The following is a 17,398-nucleotide window of genomic DNA, read 5'->3' on the forward strand; positions in this document are numbered from 1 at the left end:
TTGAGCGACTGTTTCCGTGCGAGTGCGCGTGGTCTAGGCTGCCGAGGTGTGGAGCCGAGAGCCTTCTTCGTCGCCGGCCGCCCCGCACACGGCGAGGGCGAGCTGACCGTCACCCACCCGTACGACGGGCGCGCGGTGGGGCGTACCACCCTCGCCACGCCCGACCAGGTCGAGGCCGCCGTCGCGGCTGCGGCCGGGGTGGCGGCGGAGGCCGCGGCCCTGCCCGCACACGTCCGCGCGGCGGCCCTGGACCACGTGTCGCGCCGGCTCGCCGAGCGGGCCGAGGAGGCCGCCGCGCTGATCACCGCCGAGAACGGCAAGCCGGTCAGGTGGGCGCGGGCCGAGGTGGGACGCGCGGTATCGACGTTCCGCTGGGCGGCCGAGGAGGCCCGGCGGTTCTCCGGCGAACTGCAACGCCTCGACACAGACCCGACGGCCACCGGGCGGATCGCCCTGGTCCGGCGGGTGCCGAAGGGGCCGGTGCTCGGCATCGCGCCGTTCAACTTCCCGCTCAACCTGGTCGCGCACAAGGTCGCCCCGGCCATCGCGGTCGGCGCGCCCATCGTGGTGAAGCCCGCCCCGGCCACCCCGCTGTCGGCGCTGCTGCTCGGCGAGATCCTCGCCGAGACGGAGCTGCCCGAGGGGATGTTCTCGGTGCTGCCGCTGCCCAACGAGCGGGCCGCCGAGCTGGTCGCCGACCCGAGGCTGCCGGTGGTGTCGTTCACCGGCTCCGGGCCCGTCGGCGCGGCCGTCCGCCGGTCCGTGCCCGACAAGCACGTCACCCTTGAGCTGGGCGGCAACGCGGCGGCCGTCATCTGCGAGGACTGGAACACCGACGAGGACCTGACCTTCGCCGCGCACCGGATCGCCACGTTCTCCAACTACCAGGCCGGGCAGTCGTGCATCGCCGTGCAGCGGGTGTACGTGCACGAGTGGCTCTACGACGCCTTCCTGCCCAGGCTGGTCGCGTCGGTGCAGGCGCTGCGGACGGGAGACCCGTCCGACGAGCTGACCGACGTCGGGCCGCTGGTCTCCGTCGCGGCGGCCGAGCGGGTCGAGGCGTGGGTCGACGAGGCGGTGGTGGCCGGGGCGACCATCGAGGTGGGCGGCCGGCGCGACGGCGCGACCTACCCGCCGACCGTGCTGTCCGGGGTGCCGGCCCATGCGAAGGTGCACGCCGAGGAGGTGTTCGGGCCGGTCCTGGTGGTCGCCCGGGTGGAGAACGACGCCGCGGCGTTCGCCGCCGTCAACGACTCGCCGTACGGCCTCCAGGCGGGCGTGTTCACCCACCGCCTCGATGTGGCCTTCGCCGCCCACCGGGCGCTGGAGGTGGGCGGGGTGATCGTGGGCGACGTGCCGTCGTACCGGGCCGACCAGATGCCGTACGGGGGAGTGAAGGGCAGCGGCGTCGGCCGCGAGGGCCTGCGCAGCGCGATGGACGACTACACCGACGCTCGCGTCATGGTGCTGACCGGCGTGCAGTTGTAGCGCTACCAGGTGCCGTCGTCGCGTACCCGGGCGGGGGCGCGGCCGAGCAGCAGGGTGGTGAGGGCGGCGTCGATGTCGTCGCCGAGGAACCACTCGCCGGCCTGGTCCAGCACGAACACCCGGCCCCGCTCGTCGATGGCGATGATGCTGTCCTGGCCCTCCGCGCCGAGGGGAAACAGCCGCCTGCCGAGGACCGCGCCGAAGTCGGCGAGGGTGTCCGCCGAGTGCGCCGCTCGCGTCGGATTGGTGTTGAACCAGCTGATCCACACCTCCTGCCCGGGGCCACGACGGAAGGATGGGACGGCCGGGAACGCGGTGAGGGCGGCCCTCGCCGCCGGGAAGGGTTCGTGCCGGTGCAGCTGACCGGCCACCTCGCACGTGTCCTCGATGGCCCCGGCCGCGAGAACCGGGTTGAACATCGCGTCCTCCCACCCGCCGTCCATCAGCGAGTCGGCGACCTCGGCGGGGAAACGGCCAGGGTGGATCGGCGCCTGCGACTCCGGCCGCCACTCCCGCGTGTAGGCGAGATCGGACCAGTCGAGTGCGTGGAAGTGCACCAGGAAGTTCACGCACGAGTCGCAGGGCCGCTCGGCCGCGCCCCCCGCCGGGTCCCCGGGCTCGCGCACCCGGTGCACCTCGAGCCGGCAGGTCTCGAGAAGGGAGTAGGCGTCCGCCATGGTCATCGGCCCCCCGCCCTCGGCGGCGCGGCGGTGGTCGTACGCGTGCAGCAGGTCGGACACGACGATCACTTCCGCGTGTCGGTCTCCGCCCCGCGCCAGATGGCCCGGAGGCAACTCGTCGAGGTAGGCCCGGACCAGCGGGTGGTGCCGAAGGGCGACGTCGCCCTTGGCGCCCTGCGCCGTGTATAGACGACCCTCGACGGTCAGGTGCGCGACGGCACCCGGCGTCGGCAGGCGGCGCACCTCGCGGAGGAGTTGGCTCGCCGGGTCCACCGTGCGCGGCGCGGGCAGCTCCGGCCGGCTGCGCCGGTACATCTCCCGCACGGCGGGGAAGGGCAGGCGGGGCCAGGTCGAGACCTCGCCGGTCTCCTTGTCCACCACCATGGTCGGCAGGTCGCCGGGAGGCACGGCGGCGGTCTGGGCCACAGTGGATGTGATCAGGTAACCGAGGTCGAATTCCTCGACCAGCGGGGCGCACTCGTGCCCGAGGCGTTGGGAGTCCCGGTGGGCCCAGACGGCGGCGAGTTGCTCGGCCTGCTGATGGTCGATCACCCGGTTGAAGTTACCGGACCCCACGGATTCCGTGGCACCCGGTATGTTCTGGCCTACCTACGGTGACGAGGAGGGTGGCGTTGGCCGAGAGCGTGGACCGGGACGCCAACCGGGCACTGCGGGCCCGGTTCGACGAGGTGCACGGCCAGTACCGACAGCTCCGCTCGGGACTGGACGAACTCCAGAGCCGACTCGCGCACCTCCGGGTCACCGAACGCTCCGACGACGGGCAGGTGACCGTCGTCGCCGGAGCCCGGGGCGAACTCGTCTCGGTGGATGTGCACCCCTCCGTGTTCCAGGACCGAGATGCCAAGGCGCTGAGCCGGAAGATCACCACGACGGTGCACCGGGCCACCGCCGCCGCGGTCGCCGCCACACAGGAGTTGGTCGCCGGCTACCTGCCGGCCGGATCGGGCTCGGTGGACTTCCTCCGTACCGGCGACTTCGGGTCCCTGCTGGGCCGGGTCGACGCCGTCATGCGGCGCGGGGAGTGAGCGGCATGGCCGATGGGCAGCTCTGGCTGGACCCGGGCCGCGCGCGTCGCGGCGGCGCCGACCTGACCTCGGCCGGCGAGGCGGTGGCCGCCCGGCGCGCGCAGGTGGGCGGCCGGATCGCGGCGGCCAGCGCGGCCCGCCCCTGGGGCCGGGACGGCATCGGCGCGGCCTTCGAGAAGCAGTACCGCGGGTTCGAGGACACCCTGCTGCGCGCCTGGGCGGGCGTCGGGCGCGCCATCGAGAACCTGGGCGACGACGTCGTGCGGTCCGTGGACAACGAGGTGACGACGGACGCCCGAAGTGCCGGACGGCTCGACCGGATCTCCGACCAGCGGCCCGCCGGGCGCTGACGACCCCGAGGACCGCCGTGAGCCTGCTGCCGAGCCCGATCCCGCACCCCCTCGACTACTCGCCGTGGGAGCTGCCCGGCTGGGTCTACGAGGCCCTCGACTGGGTGATCGGCGTGGAGTGGCCGGAGGGCGACGAGCGGGCGGTCTGGGACCTCGCCGACCAGTGGTACGGCGTGGCCGAGGCCCTGGCGGGGCCGCGCGACGACGCGGTCGCCGCCGCCGGCGAGGTGCGCAGCGGGTACGGCGGCATCGGGGCGGTCGCGGAGGCGTTCGACGCCGCCTGGCGGCGGGTGGCCGACGGCGACGAGGCCCCGCTGCCGGTCCTGCTGGCCGTCAGCGTCGACCTCGGCCGGCTGGTCGAGGAGTGCGGCTGCGACATCGAGGGGGCGAAACTCGAGGTCTGGATCGAGCTGGGCATTCTCGTCGTCGAGCTGCTCTCGGTGGCCGTGGCGGCGGTGCTTACCGCAGGCGCCGCCTCGCCCGCCGCCGGCGCCGCGATCACCGCGAGCCGGTTCGTCGTGCAGCAGATCTTCAAGCGGCTGATGGCCCAACTGGCCCGCAAGACCCTCAAGCAGGGCCTGAAGGAGGCCGGGGAACGCGCCGCCAAGCGGGTGGCCGAGGGCGGCGTGCGGGGGCTGGCCCGGAAGGCGGCGCTCGGCGGGCTGGCGGAGGCGGCCGAGGAGGCCGGGGTCACGCTCGCCACGCAGGCGTACCAGAACACGACCGGCCGCCGGCACGGCCTGGACCTGGCGGACGCGGGAATGTCCGCGCTCGGCGGCCTGGCGGGCGGGGCGGTGGCGCCGCTGGCCGGTCTCGGCCGACACGCGACCGGGCGGGCGGCGCGCGTCGGCGAGCACTTCGGCCGCGAGATGACCGGTGAGATGATCGCCGAACAGGCGGCCCGCCTGGCCACCGGCCAGGGCCCGATGTCCCTGGAGGACGCGGCGCGGGCGGCGGCGTCGGGCGTCACCGGATCGGCCACCGGCCAGACCGACGCGGCGCTGCACCACCGGATGGCCGCCCTCGCCGGGGCGTCCTTCGCCCCGACGGACCTCGGAGCCGTGCCGGTGCCGACGACGCCGGACGGTGCACCGCTCCCCGCCGCCGGGATGACGAGCAGGGAGGGTGACCAGCCGCAACCTGTGGACGGTGGCGCTCCGCCCGAGCGCGTGGTCGCTGCCGCTCAGTCACCAGCCACCGCCACGACGCCCGCACATGCGCAGGCGCCCTTCGTTCCCCCGGTTGACACCCCCGGGCTCCCGGCGACGCCGGTCATGTCCGCCATCCCGGTAGATCCCGCGGTCGGTCTGCCCTCCGCACCGCAGTCCGGGTCCGGCCCCGGTTCGGTGGAAGCAGCAGGGCCCGGCCACCCGACGCTGTCGTCGATCCCGGCCGACGCCGCACAACCCGGGAGCCGGGGCGTGGAGACAGGGCCGCCGGCAGCCGTCGGTGGCAGCTCGTCGACCGTCGGCGGATCGAACCCCGTTCCACTGGCGAACGCGACGTCGACTCAGCCTTCGTCGCCGATCTCGGCGGCGGCGTCCGGCGCGAACCCGACCACCCTCCCGCCGGTGGTGTCGGCGTCGCCGTACGGCACCGCCGGCCCACTCGGAGCGATCGGGCAGAACAGCTTGGTCACGGGACACGATCCGGCTCCGCCGCCACGGTTTCTCCCGTTGGAGACCGGGCACCCGCACCCGCGTCCAGCTCCGCAATCGGCCCCGCAGCCCGCGCCGGAGCACCCCGATCCCACGGATCCCACCGTTCCACGGCCGAGGTCACCCGAGTGGTATGCGGCGCAGTGGGCTGCTGAGCGCGAGGCGTTCGACCGGCGCCGGTACCGGGACTACTTCCAGCGGCAGCGTGCCTGGTACGAGGACAAGCGGCGACGCGATCGTGCGGCCGAGCTTCGTGAGGAGGCTGAGCAGCACTACGAGCAGGCGCGCTGGCTGATTCGCGAGGCGTACAGCCTGCACCGCGCAGGCCGCCGTGACCTCGCCGACCAGTTCATCCGGGACGGCCGGCAGGCGGAGCGCCAGTACCACCGGCAGATGGGCCTCGCAGAGGAGGTGCTCGCCGGAAGGGCCGCCCCCAAGGTCGTCGAGGTGGACAACCGGGAGGACTTCGAGCGCATCAACAGCGACGACCCCTCCCTCATCGTCGGCGTCGTGGAGGGCGACGGCCCCTCGGCGCTGACCGGCGACGACGATCCGCCGCCGATCGACCGGTCCCGCCGCTACGGGCAGTGGGGCGGGCTGCGCCCGCCGCTGGCGCTGCATCAGTCGGACCTCGAACAGGCTGTGCCCCGGGACGCCGGTGGGCGGATCCTGCGGACCGCCGACCCCCGGCGGGGCGGCTGGTTCCGGCTGGCCAACGACGGCGGGCCGGCCGCCGACCCCACCCGGGGCATCAACTGCCTGGACTGCACCCTCTCTCTCTACGAGACGTGGATGCACGGGCGTCCTCGGGTCTCCGCACCCCGCACCTTCGACGGGTACGCCGCCGGGGACATCACCCGGCCCCTCGGCGGTGAGATCGACGGCCCGGGGCGGGTGGAGGACGCCACCGGCGGGCGCTTCCAGAAGGTCGTAGACCCCGATGAGGAAGCCTCCCCGTGGGATACGTGGGGCGCGGTGAGCCGGGGGTTCGGCAGCGTGGAGGGCCGGTTGCGGGCCGGCGGTCACGGCAGCTACGCGTTCCTCATCACCACGTACGAGGGCGGCGGGTCACACGCCTGGGTGGCGCTCAACCAGAACGGGAGCGTGCTCTACCTGGACCCGCAGAGCGGTGCTGTCTCGGACATGCCGCTCTACACGCACAGCAGCAGGCCGGCCCCGCACAACGTGACAGGAATCGACGCCCTGATCCTCGGCCCGGACGGTCGTCCCATGCCGCTGGCCGGCGCAGGGCCGGGGACGTTCAGCCAGCGGGCCGAGGCGTCCGATGAGCCGCCCGCGCCCGTGCGAGAGCGGCAGCCGGGCCCCGACGACCCGTCGGACGACGACCTGTACATCAACCGGATGCACCTGCTCGAAGGCCCAGGATCAATTGATCCGGAGTCCTGGGGACCCGAGAAATCGGGGCGTCCGAAGGACTACCCTCCCACGTCTGGCGAGGGCGAGGCGGATTCTGAAGGCGACAGGCTCCGCCAAGCCCGTAACGAGGCCCGGGATCACCGGTTGGCGAGTGGGATCTCGCCAAAGCATGTTGTCGCTGCCAGCTCTGATCTCGATCAGGTATTCGCCGCCGGTGTCACACCGGCGGAGCTCGCGTCCGAACTGGACGGGGTTACCCTGCGACGGCTCGTGCCACAACTGGACGAGGCGGCAGCTCAGGATGTTGCCAGGCTCCTCGCGGACCGTCGGGTACGTCAGATGCTGGACGACACCTGGCGAGTTTCATCAATCGGCGAGCCGTTACTCGCCGAGACGCTGGTAGAGCAACTGGTGCAGCAACCGAACCTGGCGCGGGTGATGTTGGAGACGCCGGAGTTGGTCGTGTCTCTGACCGCGCGTCCAGAGACGCTGCATCATCTTGCGAGCTATGAGCGTGCGATCGGCGTACTGGAATCCGTAGCGGTCGAGGTCAACGGGCGCGATCTAGATTCGATGGCCGATGCGAGTGCGCCAAAGCCACGGCCCACGCCATTGAGCGCCGAACAGCGAGAAATCAGCGCGAGTGTTGATCTGGGGTCCAGTGATCCGGCTCAGCCAGGTTTCGACCAGACGCGGCGTGCAGATGTCGAATACCAAGCCGAGTTTCTCGAACGCCTTTACCAGGATTCGGTGTCCGCGCAGGAAGAGTTGGTGACGCTGGCCCAGGGCCTTGCCCATGACGGAGACCAGGTGGTCGGTGCGGCGGGCTGGCGTCCGAGGCCCAAAGGTAGGCAACGCGCGGAGGATAAGATAAGAAAATACCAGGGTGACGTATCGCGGTTGCTCGATCTCGCTGCGGCGAAGGTCGAGTTCAACTCGCTGGGTGATGTCTACAAGGCCCTCGAACGGCTGCGTGACCATCCCAGAGTGCAAATCGTCGCTTGCGACGACCGGTTCCAGGCTCCACAGAATAGTGGCTATCGGGACGTCCAGTTGGTGCTGAGGATGTCCAACGGGCATCTTGCGGAGTTTCGGCTGCACCTGGCAAGCATGGACGAGGTGGCTGCCTGGGAGCACTCTCTCTACGAGGTCAAGCGAGACCTTGAGTCTCTGGCCCGTCAGGATGGCCGGAAGTTGAACTTGCGAGAGCGGGCGATAGTTGACGGTATCCTTGAACGCCAGCAGCAGCTGTTCTGGAACGCGCTAATTTCGTCTCTATAGGAAGCCAAATGAGACCTGTGTCCGGCCTGATCCTTCCCTCCTATTATCGCTACTATGCCTCACCGGTGAAGATTGTCGCTTCGTCTGATGGTGGTATCCGGGTGTGGCGGGTCTCCATCGACACTGGCGGCTGGCGGCAGGAAAACGAAATTTTCGAAGAGATAGTGTTTGCCGTCGGTGGTGACATCTTTACGCTTTCACCCGACCGGTTCGTGCAGGAGGTGGAAGCGTATCGAGGCCGGCATCTGTCAGGAAAGGGGCCGATTTTCGCGCTCTACGAGACAGTCGATGCAATCATCGGCGCGGAGACGCGAGAGGGGCGCCGCCTCACGGAGCGAGAGCAGGTGTTGGTGCGAGGCATCAGGCGGAAAACCTTCGTCTTGTTCGAGGAGCAGTTGCAGCAGGGAGGTGATCCTGGAGCAGACCCAACCATCGCCGCTCCCTAGTCCGGAACTATCCAGCGCGGGATCTCTCGATCAGTCGTTCTGACCGAGGAAGTGGCCCCTCCTCGGGCCCACACCCACCAAGATCCACTATCGGTGCTTGAGGGGTGCCCCCTGAAGGGAGCGGGGCGGGGAACCCGGTGGACGCGGATGGCGGTGGTGTGGCTATTATTAGTCCGCACGCCGCCCGGCCCAGCCGGCGCGGGGAGCATGGTGGCTGTAGCTCAGTTGGCAGAGCACCGGGTTGTGGTCCCGGTTGTCGTGGGTTCAATTCCCATCAGTCACCCGTTGCACGAAGGCCCCCTCCGTACGGAGGGGGCCTTCGTCGTATCCAGGGCTGCCGGTCAGGTGGTCGGCTCGGCGCTGGGGGTCTCGGCGGTGTCGCCGGGGGTGGCCTCGGCGCTCGGGGAGGCGGCGGCGTCCGGGTCGTACGGAAGGGCACTGCCCTTGACGTACTCGTCCCAGCTCATGTTCCAGTCGGTCCAGCCGTTGCCGTTGGCGAGCTTGCGCTCGGTGCCCTTGACGGTGATCGGGTCGCCGATCCGGGTGTTGGCGAACAGCCAGGCGCCGTTCTTCATCGAGACGTTCACGCAGCCGTGCGAGACGTTGACGCTGCCCTGCTGCCCCTCCGACCAGGGGGCGGCGTGGATGAACTCGCCACCCCAGGTGAGCCGCTGGGCATAGTCGATCTTCGTGCGGTAGCCCTCCTCGGGGCCCAGTTCCTCCATGGTGTCGAAGACCGTCTTGCGCAGCTTCTCGATGACGATCATGGTGCCGCTGGAGGACGGGGTGCTCTTCTTGCCAAGGCTGACGGGGATGGTCTTGATCACCTTGCCGTCCTTGGTGACGGTCATCCGCTTGGTCTTGTTGTCGACCGTCATGATCACCGCCGGGCCGGTCTTGACGTCGACCGACAGGTCGGCCCGGCCGTACCAGCCGTCACCGAGGGGCAGGCCGCCGGCCTGGATCCGGTACGAGACGGCAGTGCCGGCCTTCCAGAACTCCTTCGGCCGGAACCGGATCTCGGTGGGGCTGACCCAGTGCCAGATTCCCTCCTGGGCGGGCGTGGAGGTCACCGTCATCCGGCGCTGGACGTCGTCGCGGTAGTCCTCCGAGACGGCCCGGCTGAACTTGACGATGAGCGGCATGCCGACGCCGACGACCTGGCCGTCCCCGAGGAAGCTGCTGATCCGGACCTGCTTGCCCGGCTTCGCCATCGTGGTGAAGGTGCTGGTCGCCTGCGCCGGCTTGCCGTCGTCGCCGGTGGCGGTGACGGTGGCGGTGTAGGTCTCGCCGTACTTCAGGGCGCCCTTCGGCAGCCAGCTTCCGCCGTCGGCGGCCACGTTGCCCTCGACGGCCCCGCCGGCGGAGTCCTTCAGCTCGACGGTGGTGTCCTTCGCGTCCTTGGTGGTGAAGGCGACGCCGGTGGACGCCGGCACGTCCTTGGCGTCGGCTGCGGGCCCGGTGATGGTGGCGGTGGCCTTCGGTGCGCTCTCGCCGCCGCCCTGCCAGGCCGGCGAATTGCCCCCGCCGCCCTCGTTCGTGCAGGCGGAGGTCACCGCCAGTACGGCGGCGAGCAGCCCCGCCGCGAACATCCGGCGGCGGCCGTCCCGCCGGCTCAGCTGGTCCTGCGTCGCGCGCATGATTCCCTCACTGTCGTGGTGCCCCGGTTGCCATCGTCTCTCACTGACGCACGGGAACACGTACCCGTTGCGGGGGGTGAAGAGAAACACGGGGACCATCATGTCCGAATGCTGCTAAAATATCGACCTTTGCGAGCGCTGTACCTGAACGACGGGAGGGCGGGGCACCCGACAAGTCGGGTGCCCCGCCCTCCCGTGGCGGTCGTCGCGTCAGGCCAGATCCGGGCCGGAGCCGCCCTCCGGCACCGGCAGCGCGCTGCCCTTGACGAACTCGGCCCAGCTCAGGCTCCAGGCCGTCCAGCCGTTGCCGGCGGCGAGCTTGCGCTCGGTGCCCTTGATGGTGATCGGGTCGCCGACCTTGGTCTGCGCGAAGAGCCACTTCGCATGCGCCGTGGAGACGTTCACGCAACCGTGCGATACGTTCTGCCGCCCCTGCACGTGCTCGGACCACGGCGCGGCGTGGATGTACTCACCGCCCCAGGTGAGCCGCTGGGCGAAGTCGATCTCGGTGACGTAGCGGTTGGCCGGGTCAGGATCGTCCCGGGTGTCGAAGGTCGTCGACTCCTTCTTCTCCATGACGACCATGGTGCCGCTGGAGGACGGGGTGCTCTTCTTGCCCAGGCTGACCGGGATCGTACGAACGACCTGGCCGTCCTCGGAGACGGTCATCTTCTTGGTGGCGTTGTCGACCTTCATGACGAACGACCGGCCGATCTTGGCGGTGGCGCTCCGGTCGACGTTGCCGTACTTGCCGTTGCTCAGCGGGATGCCGGCCAGCGCGATCCGTACGGTGATCGTGGTGCCGGACTTCCAGTACTCCGGCGCCCGGTAGTACGCCTGCGTGCCGTTGGAGACCCAGTGCCAGGCACCCGGCTGCGGCGGGTCGGTGCGGACGAACATCCGCTTCTGCACCGCCTTCCGGTCCTTGGCGGGGATGCCCGGGTGGAACTCGGCGACCACCGGCATGCCGACGCCGTACGTCTTGTCGCTGAACAGGTAGAGCCCGGAGGCGATCGTCGACTTCGGCTTGGCCATCGTGGTGAAGGTGCTGGTGCCCTCCCGGGTCTGGCCACCCTCGCCGGCGGCCGTGACGACGGCGGTGTAGCGGGTGCCGTACTTCAAGGCGCTGTTCGGAACCCACGACGAGCCGTCGGCGCGCCAGCGGCCCTCGACCTTGGCACCGTTGGCGGCGGTGAGGGCGACATCGGTCACCTTGCCGCCCTCGGGAATCTTCGCGGAGATCTCGGCGCTGACCGGCCTGTTCTTGGCGCCGTCCGCCGGGCTGACCGTGAGCGGCGGGCCGGCACTGGTGGCCGGCTCGGCCGGGGCCGTCCCTGATTCCGCGGCGACGCTGCTGCCGACGGAGGGGGCAGCGTCGACGAACTCCGCCTTCTTCTGGTCGTCTCCGCACCCGGTCAGTGCCAGCGACGCCATCAGGCTCAGGGCCCCCACCCTTGCCCCGACCCGCGCGAACCTGCCCATTCCCACCCCTGTTCTCGCGTCCTGGCGGACATCGTGCCGCATGAGGGCCAGGAAGTATCGCCTGCCTGCACCTGAGTCGTTGGTTTGTGTGGTTATGTCCGGTAAGCCTGCCCGAAGGGGGGAGCTGGGTATCGGATTGGAGTGCGCTCCGGAGGGCATGCTAATCTTCTCCCCGTTGCCAACGAGCGCCGCTAGCTCAACTGGCAGAGCAGCGGACTCTTAATCCGCGGGTTCGGGGTTCGAGTCCCTGGCGGCGCACCACCTCTGTCAAGGCCATATAGCCATCTGGCTATATGGCCTTGATCTTTGGGTGTCGCTGGGTGTCATATGGGCGTGGCCCGCAGTCGGGCCGGACTCGCGCCCCCAACATGGCGAGACGGTTAAACCGTCATAACACGCAAAGTACGCGAATCAGACGTCCTCTCACATGCAGGGTCAGAGTGGCAGGTGATCGCGTACCAGGCTTTCGGCCGAGTCGATCGCGGTCACCAGCGCATTCGCGACGTCGTACTGGTCGAGCCCTGCTAAGGCGGCTTTAGCCTCTGGCCGCAGGGGAGATGGCGAGACGTCCAGGTTGGCGGCTTCGTCGGGGAACGGCGTCGCGAGCAGCGCCTCGGCGAGATTCGCAACTCCCGCAGGGTGGCACCGACAGAGGCTTTCGTTGACCGGGGTGGGCAGGGTCGACGCAAGGACCGCCAAGCCGTTGAGGTGTTTCTTGAGATCGAGGTGATCCATTCGTGCTGCGGTCAGCAGCTCCTCTCGTGTCACGACCCGACAGGCGATGATCTTGATCTCGTGGAGCAGGTCCAGGGCGCGGTTGAGGGCTCGCTCGTGGCGTACGCCCACAGACCGGCGGGCCCGCTCTTCGTCACGGGTCGTGTCCTCGGCGAGCTTGCGGGCCTTGTCGTGGGCTCGCCATAGGCGGGCGTCGCGCCAGGCGAGCCCGCCGAACACGGCGAGCGGGGCGCAGGTCGTCGCGATGATGTCAGTGATCTCCATGAAGGAATCCCCCCGGTGTGCGGTGACGGAGGAAAAAATTCTTGAGGCTGCTGGGGTCTCGATGCCCGACGCCTGAGCGGCTGCTCAGCCACTGGCGCCCCTCTCCGACCTCCGCATTGGCCGACGGCAAGCGGTGGAGGCGGCCGGCCACGGACGGCGGCCTTGCGGGCCGCTTATCAGGATCAGCACAGGTCACCCGGGACCGTCCGTATGGCAGGCAGGATTGACTGCCAACTGCCGGACCGCCTCTAGGCTCGGGGCCCGTTAGTGGTGCTCGGTCATCTGACTTGGATCTCGGATGTGTGCGGCAAGACGGGGATAAGCCCCGTCTTGCCGCACCTCGATAGACCCGCGAATCACTGAAGACGAACCGCACCACGGCACTCTGTAGTGGTCAGCGCCAAAGAGCCTGCACCGTACAGACCCCTATCTCGTATCCGCTACCGGCCGGCGCCGGGTGTGGTGGTGATAAGAGGTCGCAGGGTGTGGGCGGCTATGCGCATGCCTTCAAGGGTCTTGTCGAGCGAGCCGCCCCACACAGGGTCTTCGTGCTCTACTGCGATGTCGCCGTCGTATCTGGCGGCGTAGAGGGTGTCGACGATCCGGTTCCAGTCGAGTTGGCCGCGGCCCGGAATTCGGTAGCGCCACCAGCCGACGTCAGTAGTTGAGGCACGTTTGACGGTTTTGCCGAACACTCCGTGCCTAGTGCGTGCTCGCGAGTCGATCTGAATGTCTTTGGCTTGGACGTGGCCGACAATGCCGGTTTGCAGAGCGTGTTCGAGCGCATCTAGAGGGTCGATGCCAAGCCAGGGCAGGTGGGATGGGTCGTAGGTGAGGCCGAAGCCAAGGTCGGCCATCCAGTCCCACAGCTCCGGCGAGTAGGCGAGGTTGGCTGGGTATCCATCGGGATGCCATCCCTCCATAGGGCAGTTCTCGACGAGCAGTTTGACGTCTCGGTCGGCTGCGTACTGGGTGAGCTGGGGCAGGTGCTGCTCGGCAAGTTTTAGGTTGGCGGCTACCGGCTGGGTGATGTCGCGTCCAATGAACGTGTTGACGTGCCGGACGCACAATGCGGCGGCCGCGTCGATGCAGGCTCGCAGGTGCTGGTGGATGCGGTCGCGTTCTGTGACGTCACGGTGCAGGTTGTTCTCGCAGTAGGTGATCGCTGAGATGGTGAGGCTGTGGCGTTCCATCAGTTCGTGATTTCGGGCGACGTCGCCGGCGGTGAGGCCGGCGACGTCGAGGTGGGCGGCATGGTGGATGTGCTGGCTGCCGACCGGCCAAGCGGCAACTTCCAGTGCCTCATATCCGGCCAGGCTCGCCCAGTCCGCGATGTCGTCCAATGTCATCTGACCGAGTGCAGCAGTTAGCAGCCCAAGTCTCATAACGTTTCTTATTGCCTTTCGGGTTCAGGTTCGGTTTAGCAACGGAGGGTGGTCACGCGGCAGCAGAAATCCACTGCGGCGCGGTTCCTGACTGAGCGTGGGGTAGCCGGCGGTCTGCCATATAAGGTTGGTGGGAGCGATTTTCATCGCGGATCCAGTAAAGCCAGCCCAGCCATTTAAATGTGTCTTGGGTCATGGGGTAGAGCGAGCCGTGCTTGCTGGTTTGCAAGGGCAGCAGGTGCTGCAGAAGGTCGATCGCATCGTTGAGGATGCGATCGTCGCGTGGCTGTGTCTGCACCTGGGCAAGGTGAAGGTATTTGAGGCTTTCCAGCGTGTCGGGGTGGCTCCCTCCTTGAACTCGGGCACGGTCTTGGGCAACCGCCTCCAGGAGAGTGATGGCGTTTACCCCGTCGTGGGCAAGGACGCGCATTTTCGCTTTAGAGTGCCGGGCGTCGTTGGAGTCAGCATGGTCGAAGCCCAGTTCATGGGACCGATCGATGATGATGCCGTCGTAGCGGGCTGCGGATTCTCCGTTGTGTCCGAGCTGTCCTAGAAGCCATGCGTATTGGCAGCGGAAATTAAATTGCGTGCGCATGTCTGTGTCCGGCGAGCGGGCTAGGCGCGCCTCCAGCGAGCGAAATCCGACCTCAGCCTGGTCGAGCCTGCCGAGTCCGACCAAGGACCAGAGCATTATCAGCGTGGTCTGCGGGTCGCCGTAGCCGAAGACCTCCTCTTCATCCTTGCTCAGCCGGCGCAGCAGGGTCGCTGCCTTCCGGTAGTTGCCGCTCTCACAGTAGGCTTGGGCATAGCAGCGCCGTACGTCCAAAACTGCTGGGTGGCGACGACCCAGATGGTTCGCCAAAGGTGATGCGACATGAATGAGCCGCAAAGCGGCCCGCTCGTCTCGATCTGCGATCAAGGCTTCCGACAGCGAGGCGACCGTAGCCACCATCGCTGCGCAGGTTTGCGGGTCGAGCGATGGCGGACGACAGCGGCGCAGCAGTGTCCGCAACTGCACGATCGCCGTCGAGGTGTCGAACCGATCAGCGCGGCTCATAGTGCGCAGGTCCTGCCCGCTGGTTGTCAGGAATTCGGCGCCCTCCAAGATGCTGCCAGCCACGCCATCTTGGCCACTACTTTGAATGAGGCCTGGGATGTCGAAACGCCACTGTGGCGTCGCCGTCGCGGTGTTGCCCGAGGATGTGCCATCTTCGTCACCCGCAGTCGAGGCGTGGCAGTGGGTGATGTTGGCGTCTGCTTGCGTGGTGGCGTCGGCAGTGGAGCGGTGACCTGTCGGTCGGCTTAAGGAGTCGCTGCCGGTGCCGCAGATATGCGCGGGCTGGGCCGGATCCGTGGGAAGCGCGATGCGGCGCTGTTGCTGAAACAGGCACCCCAGCCCCAGTTCGAAGGCATCGTGAGCGATTTCGCCGATGGGCCCCGTCTCGCTACCGCTGGCATCATCCAAGTCCCCGCTTTCCTCGATCGGCAGAGACTCGATCGCGGCCATCATCTCGCTGAAGCTCTTCAGGCGGCTACCGAATCCCTCGGGTAGTGCAACCTCGCCGAGCCGGAGCAATTGCATGTCCAAGAGGTCCATGTCGAGCTCATCGTCGTTGAATTCGGTCATCGCGTCACCTCCTGGGTCGTCGCCCGCTGCGGGGCATATCCGGCTAGCGTCGGAGTGGCCCGCAGCGCAGCTTTGGCTTTGTTGTAATTGGTCTTCACCGTCTCTGCACTGATGCCTAAGAGCTCGGCGACCTGCTTTTGAGTGAGGTCCTCGACGCCGATAAGGATCAGTACCTGCCGCTGTCGAGGCGGCAGTGCTCCGATCGCACGCTGCAGGTCCACCCGTGAAGGCACCGTGCTGCTTGGATCTGAGGTCGCCGACCACCTGGCCTGCCATTTCTCGACCTTGGTACCCACGACGTCGTCTCCGGGAACGACGTCAGCGTGGCCTTTGCTGGCGTACCAATTCTTGATACGCCACCACGCGACCCTTATCAGCACCGCTTCCGGTGCCCGGAGCGTGTCCCATCCCCGCATCATGTGGGCCCAGGTCTCCTGCTCGATCTGCTCGGCTAATCCTGTGTCGGCGACCCGGCGCTGGATAAAAGCCGCTAGTCTGCGATGGTGCAGCTCGTAGAACGTCTCACGGGGATCGGCTCCCTTCGCGTGCGCATTGCCGCCCGCCACTTTGGTCGTCCCATCGTCGTCATTGTCTCGGGGAGGTAAGTGAGGCCTGCGCCGCCGCAGCAGTCAGCGACCAGACGAGGTCTCACTTTGCGGCGAGACCTCGGCGGCCTGTACGGCGGTCTCCATCACCGAGCCACCAGAACCGCAACGCCGGTTGCCCGCCAATAGCTAAGTCCGCAGGCGATCCGGCAACGGGGGATGTGTGTGACGCGGATCACATGACGAGCTGGGGTGTGTCCTGTATGGGTTTTTGACCTGGGATTGTTGATCATGCTCGGGTGGTGGGGCGTAGTGAGTTGACCGACAGGGCCTGGGCGCGGATTGAGCCGTTACTTCCGCCCGTCGTGGGTCGGGGTCGCAGGTGGCGTGATCACCGGCAGGTGATCAATGCGATCCTGTGGAAGCTGCGGGCCGGTGCCTAGTGGCGGGACCTGCCCGAGCGTTACGGGCCGTGGAAGACCGCGCATGAACGGTTGCGGATCTGGACAGGACGTGGTGCTTCCTTTCGCGTCGTTTCCTGTCGTAGTAGGCCCGTGACTCTGGTTGCGACAGTGAGGCGAACGCGGCGAGGTAGAAGGCGCGTTTGAGCTGTTTGTTACCTCGCCGGGCGGGGTGTTCGCCGCGAATGGAGGAGCCGGAGGCGCGTGTGACCGGTGCTAGGCCGGTGTAAGCGGCCAGGTGTCCGGCCGTGGCGAAGGCGTTGCCGTCGCCGACGTCGATGAGGATTCGGGCGGCGGTCCTGACCCCAATGCCGGGCATGAAGGTCAGGACCGCAGAAAGAGGGCGGGCCTCCAGGAGCTCCCCGATCCGGGCCGCGAGGAGTCTTCGCTGGTTCAACACGGAGCCGAGAGTGCTGACACGACCGGGGATGATGAGTGTGGCGGCGTCGGTGCCTGGGGCGACCACGGTCTGTTCGGCGAGCGCAGTGAAGATGTCCTAGACCAGGCGTTCTGCCATCTGCGGCCGCCTTCGGCCGCAGCAGTGCGACCAGCCTGCGTCGTCCTGCATTCCTGAGCTGGGCCGGGGAGCCGAAGCGTTCGAGCAGTGTGAGCACTGTGGGGTGGTCCAGGCGGGGGCCGAGGACCTTCTCCAGCGGCGGGTGAATCTGCGTCAGCAGACCCCGCAGTCGGTTCTTGGTGCGGGTTACCTCGGTGGCAAGGTCGTCGTCGAAGCCGGTGAGCATCTCCAGCTCGGCCACGGCCTCATCGGCCGGTTCGACGGCCCGCAGCGTGTGCGGCATCACGCGGGCTGCGTCCGCGATGACGTGCGTGTCGCGGGCATCGCCTTGGCCTCGCCGGGGTAGAGGTCGGCGATTCGCCGCATCGTCAAAGGGCGGTTCGGTAGCTCTTGTACATTGTGGGTTTGGCTCGGGA

12 protein-coding genes, 2 tRNA genes and 2 pseudogenes are annotated in these 17,398 nt (G+C 68.3%); 8 read left to right on the forward strand and 8 right to left on the reverse strand.

Translation table 11 applies throughout. From position 1 onward, the window contains the following. The first annotated feature begins 48 nt into the window (after positions 1-48). Positions 49-1,488 (forward strand): aldehyde dehydrogenase family protein, encoded by a 1,440-nt coding sequence (locus ACQPZO_RS05340; protein WP_433347568.1) that lies wholly within the window; start codon positions 49-51, stop codon positions 1,486-1,488. A gap of 2 nt (positions 1,489-1,490) precedes the next feature. On the opposite strand, the gene ACQPZO_RS05345 is transcribed toward ACQPZO_RS05340, so the two are convergent. Beyond that, the gene (locus ACQPZO_RS05345) at positions 1,491-2,720 is read right to left on the reverse strand and encodes an SUKH-3 domain-containing protein (protein ID WP_433347570.1); all 1,230 of its coding nucleotides are present in this window, start codon (positions 2,718-2,720) and stop codon (positions 1,491-1,493) included. A gap of 74 nt (positions 2,721-2,794) precedes the next feature. On the opposite strand from ACQPZO_RS05345, the gene ACQPZO_RS05350 reads away from it, so the two are divergent. The 5 genes from ACQPZO_RS05350 (at position 2,795) to ACQPZO_RS05370 (ending at position 8,609) form a co-directional block, all read left to right on the forward strand. Beyond that, entirely contained in the window at positions 2,795-3,214 is a 420-nt protein-coding gene (locus ACQPZO_RS05350; RefSeq protein ID WP_433350813.1) for a YbaB/EbfC family nucleoid-associated protein, read from the forward strand. Between the two features lie 5 nt (positions 3,215-3,219). Continuing rightward, positions 3,220-3,564 carry a hypothetical protein gene (locus ACQPZO_RS05355; protein WP_433347572.1) on the forward strand — a complete coding sequence of 115 codons (345 nt, stop codon included), beginning with the start codon at positions 3,220-3,222 and terminating at the stop codon, positions 3,562-3,564. Positions 3,565-3,581: 17 nt separating this feature from the next. Continuing rightward, a complete protein-coding gene (locus tag ACQPZO_RS05360) occupies positions 3,582-7,880 on the forward strand; it encodes a toxin glutamine deamidase domain-containing protein (RefSeq protein ID WP_433347574.1) in 4,299 nt (1,432 codons plus the stop codon). An 8-nt stretch (positions 7,881-7,888) separates the two neighbouring features. After that, a complete protein-coding gene (locus ACQPZO_RS05365; RefSeq protein WP_433347576.1) occupies positions 7,889-8,326 on the forward strand; it encodes a hypothetical protein in 438 nt (145 codons plus the stop codon). 210 nt (positions 8,327-8,536) lie between these two features. Then, positions 8,537-8,609, forward strand: a tRNA-His gene (locus ACQPZO_RS05370). Between the two features lie 58 nt (positions 8,610-8,667). On the opposite strand, the gene ACQPZO_RS05375 is transcribed toward ACQPZO_RS05370, so the two are convergent. Both ACQPZO_RS05375 and ACQPZO_RS05380 read right to left on the reverse strand, forming a co-directional pair. Beyond that, entirely contained in the window at positions 8,668-9,966 is a 1,299-nt protein-coding gene (locus ACQPZO_RS05375) for an Ig-like domain-containing protein (protein ID WP_433347578.1), read from the reverse strand. 210 nt (positions 9,967-10,176) lie between these two features. Beyond that, positions 10,177-11,448 carry an Ig-like domain-containing protein gene (locus ACQPZO_RS05380; protein WP_433347580.1) on the reverse strand — a complete coding sequence of 424 codons (1,272 nt, stop codon included), beginning with the start codon at positions 11,446-11,448 and terminating at the stop codon, positions 10,177-10,179. A gap of 185 nt (positions 11,449-11,633) precedes the next feature. Here ACQPZO_RS05380 and ACQPZO_RS05385 point away from each other — a divergent pair. Continuing rightward, positions 11,634-11,709 (forward strand) — tRNA-Lys (locus ACQPZO_RS05385). 174 nt (positions 11,710-11,883) lie between these two features. Here the strand turns inward: ACQPZO_RS05385 and ACQPZO_RS05390 are convergent. The 4 genes from ACQPZO_RS05390 to ACQPZO_RS05405 form a co-directional block, all read right to left on the reverse strand. Further along, positions 11,884-12,447 carry a hypothetical protein gene (locus tag ACQPZO_RS05390; protein WP_433347582.1) on the reverse strand — a complete coding sequence of 188 codons (564 nt, stop codon included), beginning with the start codon at positions 12,445-12,447 and terminating at the stop codon, positions 11,884-11,886. A gap of 440 nt (positions 12,448-12,887) precedes the next feature. Then, positions 12,888-13,796, reverse strand: coding sequence for a sugar phosphate isomerase/epimerase family protein (locus tag ACQPZO_RS05395; protein ID WP_433347584.1), 909 nt, complete (start codon positions 13,794-13,796; stop codon positions 12,888-12,890). A gap of 88 nt (positions 13,797-13,884) precedes the next feature. Continuing rightward, positions 13,885-15,459, reverse strand: coding sequence for a hypothetical protein (locus ACQPZO_RS05400; RefSeq protein WP_433347586.1), 1,575 nt, complete (start codon positions 15,457-15,459; stop codon positions 13,885-13,887). Further along, a complete protein-coding gene (locus ACQPZO_RS05405; RefSeq protein ID WP_433347588.1) occupies positions 15,456-16,025 on the reverse strand; it encodes an RNA polymerase sigma factor in 570 nt (189 codons plus the stop codon). The genes ACQPZO_RS05400 and ACQPZO_RS05405 overlap by 4 nt, the downstream gene beginning before the upstream one ends. A gap of 281 nt (positions 16,026-16,306) precedes the next feature. Here ACQPZO_RS05405 and ACQPZO_RS05410 point away from each other — a divergent pair. Further along, a pseudogene (locus ACQPZO_RS05410) lies at positions 16,307-16,543 on the forward strand (transposase); the annotation flags it as partial. Here ACQPZO_RS05410 and ACQPZO_RS05415 read toward each other — a convergent pair. Then, positions 16,518-17,354, reverse strand: a pseudogene (locus ACQPZO_RS05415) (IS110 family transposase); the annotation flags it as partial. The pseudogenes ACQPZO_RS05410 and ACQPZO_RS05415 overlap by 26 nt on opposite strands. Between the last annotated feature and the right edge of the window lie 44 nt (positions 17,355-17,398).

Origin of the sequence: Micromonospora sp. CA-111912, assembly GCF_050948415.1 — a bacterium.
In the GTDB taxonomy this organism is placed as follows: domain Bacteria; phylum Actinomycetota; class Actinomycetes; order Mycobacteriales; family Micromonosporaceae; genus Micromonospora.

Coding starts and splice junctions, on each gene's coding strand:
- ACQPZO_RS05400 (WP_433347586.1), bottom strand. CDS start 15,459: ATGACCGAATTCAACGACGATGAGCTCGACATGGACCTCTTGGACATG.
- ACQPZO_RS05395 (WP_433347584.1), bottom strand. CDS start 13,796: ATGACATTGGACGACATCGCGGACTGGGCGAGCCTGGCCGGATATGAG.
- ACQPZO_RS05365 (WP_433347576.1), top strand. CDS start 7,889: ATGAGACCTGTGTCCGGCCTGATCCTTCCCTCCTATTATCGCTACTAT.
- ACQPZO_RS05390 (WP_433347582.1), bottom strand. CDS start 12,447: ATGGAGATCACTGACATCATCGCGACGACCTGCGCCCCGCTCGCCGTG.
- ACQPZO_RS05380 (WP_433347580.1), bottom strand. CDS start 11,448: ATGGGCAGGTTCGCGCGGGTCGGGGCAAGGGTGGGGGCCCTGAGCCTG.
- ACQPZO_RS05375 (WP_433347578.1), bottom strand. CDS start 9,966: ATGCGCGCGACGCAGGACCAGCTGAGCCGGCGGGACGGCCGCCGCCGG.
- ACQPZO_RS05355 (WP_433347572.1), top strand. CDS start 3,220: ATGGCCGATGGGCAGCTCTGGCTGGACCCGGGCCGCGCGCGTCGCGGC.